The organism is Halomonas marinisediminis (assembly GCF_004347715.1).
In the GTDB taxonomy this organism is placed as follows: Bacteria; Pseudomonadota; Gammaproteobacteria; order Pseudomonadales; family Halomonadaceae; genus Halomonas; species Halomonas icarae.
In genome coordinates, this window is the sequence record NZ_SLTR01000274.1 from 1 (window position 1) to 296 (window position 296).

The 296-nt window shown below is 24.7% G+C and carries 1 protein-coding gene; it reads left to right on the forward strand.

Going from position 1 to position 296, the window contains the following annotated elements:
* On the forward strand, window positions 1-296 hold a 296-nt coding region (locus tag E0702_RS19210), incomplete at both ends, for a hypothetical protein (protein ID WP_165927597.1).

Here is a 296-nt window from a genome sequence, read left to right on the forward strand (position 1 = left end):
TAAATCTGTACTAAAAAAATACGGTTTTAATTATTTGAAAGAGCAAAGTGGAAAAAATTATTGGAATTTAATTTACAAAGAGGAGTTTACAGTCTCTATACATTCTAATTTATTTGAAAACATAAATTCAATAAACATAGCAACTGGAAACGATAAAATAATAACTAAAATCAAAAAAATTGTAAACTATCAAAACTGGCAATACGATTATACTGAAAAGGACAGATTTTCTGGAAAGGATTTAGTAGTTTTTAAAATCCACGATTACAAGGCTCGTTATTTTTATAAAAAAGGTT